This is a genomic window from Sphingopyxis sp. 22461 (assembly GCF_052044915.1).
Lineage (GTDB): Bacteria > Pseudomonadota > Alphaproteobacteria > Sphingomonadales > Sphingomonadaceae > Sphingopyxis.
The window spans coordinates 263,525-271,503 of the sequence record NZ_JBQENY010000009.1 but is presented as its reverse complement, the minus strand read 5'-3'; the positions used below and the strand labels follow the sequence as shown (position 1 = coordinate 271,503).

Here is a 7,979-nt window from a genome sequence, read left to right as displayed (position 1 = left end):
ACGGACGCCGACGGCCTAGGCACGGGCTATGTGATGCGGCGGGTGCTGGCGGAGGTGTCGCCGGCGAAGATATTGGCGGGTCCGCCGCCGTCGCTGCTGGAGGATCTCGGCCGCGAGCTGGCGCGCATCCACAGCATCCCGCTGGACCGCGTGCCCGCTGCGATCCCGCTGATGGACACGGCGACGGCGCTGGCGGAGCTGCGCGCGCGCTTCCTGTCGTACGGCGGCGACCGCCCGGTGATCGCGTTGGCGATCAGATGGTGCGAGGAGCATCTGCCCGCGCCCGCCGATCCGGTGCTCGTCCATGGTGATTATCGCATGGGCAATGTCATGGTCGATGCGGACGGGCTGGCGGCGGTGCTCGACTGGGAGCTGGCGCACCGCGGCGATGCGCATGAGGACCTCGCGTTCGGCTGCATGACGGTGTGGCGCTTCGGCGCGCTCGATAAACCGGCGTTCGGGGTCGGCAGCCTCGAGGAGTATTTTGCGGCCTATGAGGCGGCGGGCGGGGTGACGGTCGACAGGGGCCGCTTCCGCTTCTGGCTGATCTATCGCACCTTGTGGTGGGCGCTCGGCTGCCTGCAGATGGGGCAGATGTGGCGGAGCGGCGCCGACCGGACGGTCGAGCGCGTCGTCATCGGCCGGCGCACGGCGGAGCAGGAGCTCGATCTGGTGTGCCTGCTCGAAGACGAGGCGCCCGAGGCCGAGCGGGCGCGGGACTTGCCACCGTCGAAGCCGGTCGTACCGGAACCCGCTGGCGAGCCAACGAACCGCGAGATCGTGCAGGCGGTGCGCGACTGGATCGAAGGATCGATCAAGCCGCAGGCTGAGGGGCACGCCAAGTTCGAGGCGGTGGTCGCGATGAACGCGCTCGGCATCGTGCTGCGCGACCTCGATGCCGGGGTGCGCGCCGAGGATGCCGAGCTTGCTGCCGCGCTGCTGTCGGGAACCACGACGCTCGCCGAGCCGGGCCTGCTCGCGAAGCTGCGCCGCGCCGTGCTCGACAAATGCGCGATCGACAGCCCCAAATATGCCGCGCTCGCTGCGGCGCGCGCCGCGTGGCGCGGATAACGGAACAGGGAGAGAGACATGGATTTTGCGATGCCCGCCGACTTGCAGGCGTATCTGGACGAGCTCGACGCCTTTATCGAGGCCGAGATCAAACCGCTCGAGCTGGCGGACGACAATATCCGCTTCTTCGACCATCGGCGCGAGCATGCGCGCACCGACTGGGACAATCAGGGGTTGCCGCGCGAGGAGTGGGAAGCGCTGCTGCGCCAAGCCACCCGCAAGGCCGACGCCGCGGGCCACTGGCGCTTCTCGGCGCCGAAGAAGTACGGCGGCAAGGACGGCAGCAACCTTTGGATGGCGGTGATCCGCGAGCACTTCGCGGCGAAGGGGCTCGGCCTCCACAACGACCTGCAGAACGAGCACAGCATCGTCGGCAACTTCCCGTTCGTCGAGATGTTCGAGCAGTTCGCGACGAGCGACGAGCAGAAGGCCGAATTTATCCTCGGCGGGTTCGAAGGGAAACGCCGCACCGCGTTCGGGCTCACCGAGCCCGACCATGGCAGCGACGCGACGCATATGGAGACGCGTGCGGTGAGGGAGACGCGCGATGGCGTCGACGGCTGGCGGATCGACGGCCGCAAGATGTGGATCACCGGCATGCACAGCGCGACGCACTGCGCGACCTTCTGCCGCACCAGCGGCGACGACGGCGATGCGAAGGGCATCACCTGCCTGCTCGTCCCCACCGGCACGCCGGGCATGACGGTCGACGAATATATGTGGACGTTCAACATGCCGACCGACCATCCGAGGATGACGTTCAGCGACGTGTGGGTGCCCGACGAGGCGCGGCTCGGCCCCGAGGGCGGCGGGCTGTCGATCGCGCAGAGCTTCGTTCACCAGAACCGCATCCGGCAGGCGGCGAGCTCGCTCGGCGCGGCGGTGTTCTGCATCGAGGAGAGCGTGAAGTACGCGCGGCAACGCAAGCCGTTCGGCGAGGCGCTGGCGAAGAACCAGGCGATTCAGTTCCCGCTGGTCGAGCTGGCGACGCAGGCCGAGATGCTGCGCCTGCTGATCCGCAAGACCGCGTGGGACATGGACAATACGCCGCACAAGGAGGTCGAGCGCACCCTCTCCGACAAGGTCAGCATGTGCAATTACTGGGCGAACCGCCTCGTCTGCGAGGCCGCCGACCGCGCGATGCAGGTCCACGGCGGCATCGGCTACTCGCGCCACAAGCCGTTCGAGCATATCTACCGCCACCACCGAAGATACCGCATCACCGAAGGCGCCGAGGAAATCCAGATGCGAAAGGTCGCCGCCTACCTGTTCGGATATATGGGGCCGCGGCGCGAGACGATCGGGAAACTGTGAACCGGCCCCGCACGCTTTACGACAAGATATGGGATGCGCACGCCGTCGCCGAGGATGACGGCGAGACTTTGCTCTATATCGACCTGCACCTGCTCCACGAGGTGACCTCGCCGCAGGCGTTCGCCGGGCTGGCGGCGGCGGCGCGCGCGGTGCGGCGTCCCGAGCGCGCGCTCGCCTTGTCCGATCATAATGTGCCGACGGCGGGGCAGGCGGCGGGCCCCGCCGGGGTTGCCGATGCCGAAGCGCGCGCGCAGCTCGAAGCGCTGGTCAGCAACACGCGTGATTTCGGGATCGAGAATTTCCCGATGGGCGATCCGCGCGGCGGGATTGTCCATGTCGTCGGGCCCGAACAGGGACGATCGCAGCCGGGGATGACGATCGTCTGCGGCGACAGCCACACGTCGACGCATGGCGCATTCGGAGCGCTGGCGTTCGGGATCGGCACGTCGGAGGTCGAGCATGTGCTGGCGACGCAGACGATCCGCCAGCGCCGGTCGCGCAACATGCGCGTGACGGTCGATGGCGTGCTCGCGCCGCATGTCCATGCCAAGGATCTCGCGCTCCACCTGCTCGGCGTAATCGGCGTCGACGGCGCGGGGGGGCATGTCGTCGAATATGCCGGCGAAGCCGTCCGGGCGCTGTCGATGGAGGCGCGGATGACGCTGTGCAATCTCAGCATCGAAATGGGCGCGCGCGCGGGGCTGGTCGCGCCCGATGCGACGACCTTCGCCTATCTGGCGGGTCGGCCCGCGGCGCCGACGGGGAAGGCGTGGGATGCCGCGCGCGCGCGCTGGGCGGCCCTCGCAAGCGATGATACGGCGCTATTCGACCGCGAAATGCGGGTCGATGCGCGCGATGTCCGGCCGATGGTGAGCTGGGGCACAAACCCGTCGCAGGTTGCCGCGATCGACGGACGCGTTCCCGATCCGGCCGCGCTGACGAACGCCGAAGCGCGCGGCGCAGCGACACGCGCGCTTGCCTATATGGACCTGACGCCGGGCGTGCCGATCGCCGGATTGCGGCTCGACCGCGTGTTTATCGGCAGTTGCACCAACAGCCGGATCGAGGATCTGCGCATCGCGGCGGAAGTCGTGCGCGGCCGCCGCGTCGCGCCGCATGTTCGCGCGATGGTCGTGCCGGGCTCGGGGCTGGTCAAAAGACAGGCCGAGGAAGAGGGGATCGACCGCGTCCTGCGCGACGCGGGGTTCGACTGGCGCGAGCCCGGCTGTTCGATGTGCGTCGGCATGAACGCCGACCGGCTGCAGCCCGGCGAGCGCTGCGCCGCGACGTCGAACCGCAATTTCGAGAACCGGCAGGGGCGCGGCGGGCGCACCCATTTGATGAGCCCGGCGCTCGCGGCGGCGAGCGCGATTGCGGGCTGCATCGCGGCGCCCGAAGTGCCCGGCTAGGGTCAGACTCTAGAGCGCGGCTTCGAACCGCGCGATCGCATCGGCGTGGCGCAGCGTGCGGGCGATGTCGTCGAGCCCCTCCATCAGGATTCGGCGATCATCGGGATCGATCGCGAAATCGATCGCCTCGCCCGACGCGAGCCGTATCTGCTGTGCATCCAGATCGACCTCGACCGGCGCATATTGGGCGAGTGCGATTTCGTCGCGCAGCCGCGCGCATGTTGCGTCGGGCAGGCGGATCAGCAGCAGGCCATTCTTGCGGGCGTTCCCGGCAAAGATATCGCCGAAGCTTGGCGCAATGACGCAGCGAATGCCGAAATCGGTGAGCGCCCATACCGCATGTTCGCGCGACGATCCGCATCCGAAATTGCGGTCGGCGACAAGAATCCCGGCTTCGCGGCAGGCGGGCCGGTTGAGGATGAAGTCGCCGCGTTCGCTGCCATCGTCCACGAAGCGCAGCTCGCGGAACAGATGTTTGCCAAGGCCCGTGCGGGTCAGCGACTTCATATATTGCGCAGGGATGATCATGTCGGTGTCGACATTGGCGAGCGGCAGCGGGGCCGCGACCGCTTTCATCCGGGTAAATTTTTGCACATCGCCTCCATTAACTTAGTATTCTAAGTAAATGGGTCGGCCGATCTTGTCCAACATTATCGCGGGGTTGGAAGGGCGATACGGCGCAGGATGGCGATGAAGACAGTTGCCGCGCGAATCTTCGTGTCCTAAGGTTCGCAATCGCGCGGGTCAGCGCCCGGCGCCGGGGACCGCGACAGGGGAGCAGGATTTTGGCAAAGAAACCACAGGATTACCGACATCCCGCCGAATATTATACCGATCCTGAAAACAGCATCGGTTATCTGGCGCGCGTCGTCTTCCGCTCCTTTTCGCGGCTGCTCGAACGCCGCACGCTGACGCACGACGTCTCGGCAGGACAGTGGCGGTTTCTGCGCCAGCTGTGGCGCGAGGACGGCATCACCCAGCGCGAACTCAGCGAACGCGTCGGGATGCGCGAACCGACAACGGTCGTCGCGCTCAAGGGGCTGGAAAAGGCCGGGCTGATCACGCGCAGGAAGACCGCCGACGACCGCCGCAAGACTTTCATCCACCTGACGCCGCATGCGAAAAAGCTCGAACTGATCCTCGCGCCGATGAACGCCGAGATTCACGAGATCGCGACCAAGGGGATGACCGACGAAGAGGTCGAGGTGCTGCAGGGGCTGATGCGCCGCGTCATCGACAATCTTGGCGATGAAACGCGCAAGCTCGCGGTGCTTTCCGACATCAAGGCCTGATCGCTTGCATTTGCCGCGCACCCGGACAATAAGTTAGCATTCTAACTATATTGTCCGGGAGGGAAAATGACCAGCATCGCCGTCATCGTCGGCAGCATCCGCGAGGGATCGTTCAACCGCGCATTGGGCGAGGTCGCCGCGGCCAGTCTCGAAGCGCAGGGCGCAAGCGTGACGCGGGTCGATCTCGCAGCGTTCGACCTGCCGCTCTATTCGGCGGCGCGCGAGGCGAACGATTTTCCGTCCGACGCGCTGAAGCTTAAGGCGCTCTTCACCGCGCAGGACGGCCTGCTGTTCGTCTCCCCCGAATATAATGGCTCGCTCACACCGTTGCTCAAAAACGCAATCGACTGGGCATCGCGCCCGACCGGCGACGAGAGCATGGTCGCGCTGACTGCCTATCGCGGCAAGGTGGCGGCGATCATGTCGGCGTCGATCAGCCCGTTCGGCGGGCTCCGCGGGCTGATGCATTTACGCCAGATATTGTCGACGATCCAGATGCTGGTGATCCCCGAACAGGTGCTGGTGCCGAACGCGCACGCCGCCTTCGCCGAGGATGGCAGCTTGAAGGAGGCGCTGCCGGCGTCGCTGGTCGAAATGACCGCCGGCCGGCTGATCGCGGTCGCGAAGGCGCTGTCGGCCTAGGTCCTGACCCTAACGGCGCGGGGCGGCGACAGGGCGGTCGATATTGTCGCCCCAGTCGGCCTCGAGCGCCGCGAGCAGGGCGTCGAACTTGTCCTGTCCCAGCTTGGCCGCGATTTGCGCGGTGAGATCGTCCATCGAGCGCTGCGCGTCCTTGCGCATGCGCGCGCCGAGGTCGGTCAGCGACACGACCATGTGGCGCCGATCGGCGGGATCGACGTCCATCTGCACGATGCCGAGCTTCACCATCTGGTTGATCGTGCTGTGGATCGCCTGCCGCGATATGCCCAGGTTGCGCGCAATGTCCGACGGACGCACGATACCGCTGACGATATTCGTCATCACCATCGATTGCGGGCGGTTGACGTCGGGCCAGCCATGGTCGTGGAGCCGTGCCTGAAGCCCTTCGTCGAGCCAGCAGAAGCGCTGGAAAAGCGCGATGATAAGCTGGTTGGTGCGCATGGACGCTATGATATGCCCCTGTTGCCGGCGGGGTGCCGACGTCAGCAAGCTAGAAGAGCAGGGCGAGCGAAGCAAGGCAGAGCGGCGTTGCAAAGGCAAAATACTTAGCATACTATCTATTGTAACGAGAATGGAGAGAGAGTCGCATGGACGGGTTGATGCAGAATGTGCCGCTGACGGTCGACCGGATCATCGATCATGCGGCGAATTGGCACGGGGCGCGCGAGATCGTGTCGCGCGATGCCGAGGGGCGCGTCACCCGTTCGAGCTGGGCCGACGTTCATGCCGACGCAAAGCGCGTCTCGAACGCGCTGGCGGCCGAAGGGGTCAGGCCCGGCGACCGCGTTGCGACGATGGCGTGGAACGGCGCGCGGCACCTTGCTGCCTGGTACGGCGCGGCGGGGATGGGGGCGGTGCTCCATACGCTCAATCCGCGGCTCTTTCTCGAACAGATCGCCTATATCGCGAACCACGCGGGCGACCGGTTGCTGATCGCCGACCCCGCGACCGCCGACCTCGTCGAGCAATTGCTGCCGCAGGTGCCGTCGATCGAGAAAGTGATTTTTTTCTGCGACCGCGCTTCGTTGCCGCAGACGAGCTTTCCGGCGGTCGCCTTCGACGACTGGATCATGGGGCATTCCGCTGAACATGATTGGGGCGCTTTCGACGAAAATGCCGCGTGCGGGCTTTGCTACACCAGCGGCACGACTGGGAATCCCAAGGGCGTGCTCTATTCGCACCGATCGAACTATATCCATGCGCTGATGACCCTGCAGCGCGACGCGCTCGGCTTGTCGGCGCGCGACACGGTGCTGCTCGTCGTGCCCATGTATCACGCCAATGCGTGGGGCGTCGTCTATTCGGCCCCCGCGGTCGGCGCGAAGCTGGTCTTGCCCGGGCAACGGATGGACGGCGAATCGATCTACAATCTGATCGAGCAGGAGGGTGTCACTTATTCCGCCGCCGTGCCAACAGTGTGGCAGATGTTGCTGCAATATATGCAGGAAAATGGAAAGCGCTTCACGACTTTGGAGCGCGTGACGATCGGCGGATCGGCGTGTCCCGAATCGATCATCCGCACCTTCCGCGACGATTATGGCGTCGATGTCATTCAGGGCTGGGGCATGACCGAAACCTCGCCGCTCGGCACGGTGTCGGTGCCCAATGCCGCGGTCGCGGCCAAATCCGACGCCGAGCAGATGGCGTATAAGCTCAAGCAGGGCCGGCTGCTCTGCGGTCTCGATATGAAGCTCGTTGACGACGCGGGTAACCGTCTGCCGCATGACGGCAAGACGCCGGGGCGGCTGATGGTCAAGGGGCCGACAATCGCGGGCGCCTATTATGGCGGCGAGGGCGGCGACGTGCTCGATGATGAGGGCTTTTTCGACACCGGCGACGTCAGCACGATCGATGGCGAAGGCTATATGCAGATCACCGACCGCGCAAAGGATGTGGTGAAGTCGGGCGGCGAGTGGATCAGTTCGATCGAGATCGAGAATATCGCGATGGGGCATGATGCCGTCGCCAACGCCGCGGTCGTCGGGGTCGCGCATCCGAAATGGGACGAGCGGCCGATCCTGCTGTGCCAGCTGAAGCCGGGCGCCGACGCCTCCGCCGATGATCTCAAATCCTTCCTCGACGGCAAGATCGCCAAATGGTGGATGCCCGACGACGTGCTGTTCGTCGCGGCAATCCCGCTGGGGCCGACGGGCAAGATCGACAAGAAAGCGATCCGCGCGGGACTTGAGGGATACGAGCTGCCTTTTGACGTCACCCGCTGACCATAACCATA

General features: G+C 65.8%; 8 protein-coding genes. 6 read left to right on the top strand and 2 right to left on the bottom strand.

What is annotated here, in order from left to right:
* The 3 genes from ACTJI5_RS16660 to leuC all read left to right on the top strand — a co-directional run.
* Nucleotides 1-1,071, top strand: a 1,071-nt coding sequence (locus tag ACTJI5_RS16660) for a phosphotransferase (RefSeq protein ID WP_440861099.1), incomplete at its 5' end; no start/stop codon positions are given.
* Between the two features lie 18 nt (nucleotides 1,072-1,089).
* A complete protein-coding gene (locus ACTJI5_RS16655) occupies nucleotides 1,090-2,385 on the top strand; it encodes an acyl-CoA dehydrogenase family protein (protein ID WP_440861098.1) in 1,296 nt (431 codons plus the stop codon).
* Nucleotides 2,382-3,794, top strand: a complete 1,413-nt coding sequence (gene leuC, locus ACTJI5_RS16650) for a 3-isopropylmalate dehydratase large subunit (RefSeq protein WP_440861097.1) — start codon at nucleotides 2,382-2,384, stop codon at nucleotides 3,792-3,794. Before ACTJI5_RS16655 ends, leuC begins: the two co-directional genes overlap by 4 nt.
* A 9-nt stretch (nucleotides 3,795-3,803) precedes the next feature.
* Here leuC and leuD read toward each other — a convergent pair whose 3' ends face one another.
* Entirely contained in the window at nucleotides 3,804-4,388 is a 585-nt protein-coding gene (leuD, locus tag ACTJI5_RS16645) for a 3-isopropylmalate dehydratase small subunit (protein WP_058539405.1), read from the bottom strand.
* 191 nt (nucleotides 4,389-4,579) lie between these two features.
* Here leuD and ACTJI5_RS16640 point away from each other — a divergent pair, with 191 nt between their 5' ends.
* On the top strand, nucleotides 4,580-5,086 hold the full coding sequence (locus tag ACTJI5_RS16640) for a MarR family winged helix-turn-helix transcriptional regulator (RefSeq protein WP_056373752.1): 507 nt from the start codon (nucleotides 4,580-4,582) through the stop codon (nucleotides 5,084-5,086).
* A gap of 66 nt (nucleotides 5,087-5,152) precedes the next feature.
* Entirely contained in the window at nucleotides 5,153-5,728 is a 576-nt protein-coding gene (locus tag ACTJI5_RS16635; RefSeq protein WP_440861096.1) for an NADPH-dependent FMN reductase, read from the top strand.
* A 9-nt stretch (nucleotides 5,729-5,737) separates the two neighbouring features.
* On the opposite strand, the gene ACTJI5_RS16630 is transcribed toward ACTJI5_RS16635, so the two are convergent.
* Nucleotides 5,738-6,187 (bottom strand): MarR family winged helix-turn-helix transcriptional regulator, encoded by a 450-nt coding sequence (locus tag ACTJI5_RS16630; RefSeq protein ID WP_058539407.1) that lies wholly within the window; start codon nucleotides 6,185-6,187, stop codon nucleotides 5,738-5,740.
* Between the two features lie 146 nt (nucleotides 6,188-6,333).
* On the opposite strand from ACTJI5_RS16630, the gene ACTJI5_RS16625 reads away from it, so the two are divergent.
* Nucleotides 6,334-7,968 carry a long-chain-fatty-acid--CoA ligase gene (locus tag ACTJI5_RS16625; RefSeq protein ID WP_440861095.1) on the top strand — a complete coding sequence of 545 codons (1,635 nt, stop codon included), beginning with the start codon at nucleotides 6,334-6,336 and terminating at the stop codon, nucleotides 7,966-7,968.
* Nucleotides 7,969-7,979 lie beyond the last annotated feature (11 nt).

Bases quoted from the DNA above. Each gene is read 5' to 3' on its own strand.
- ACTJI5_RS16625 (WP_440861095.1), top strand. From the start codon at position 6,334: ATGGACGGGTTGATGCAGAATGTGCCGCTGACGGTCGACCGGATCATC.
- ACTJI5_RS16635 (WP_440861096.1), top strand. From the start codon at position 5,153: ATGACCAGCATCGCCGTCATCGTCGGCAGCATCCGCGAGGGATCGTTC.
- ACTJI5_RS16655 (WP_440861098.1), top strand. From the start codon at position 1,090: ATGGATTTTGCGATGCCCGCCGACTTGCAGGCGTATCTGGACGAGCTC.
- ACTJI5_RS16630 (WP_058539407.1), bottom strand. From the start codon at position 6,187: ATGCGCACCAACCAGCTTATCATCGCGCTTTTCCAGCGCTTCTGCTGG.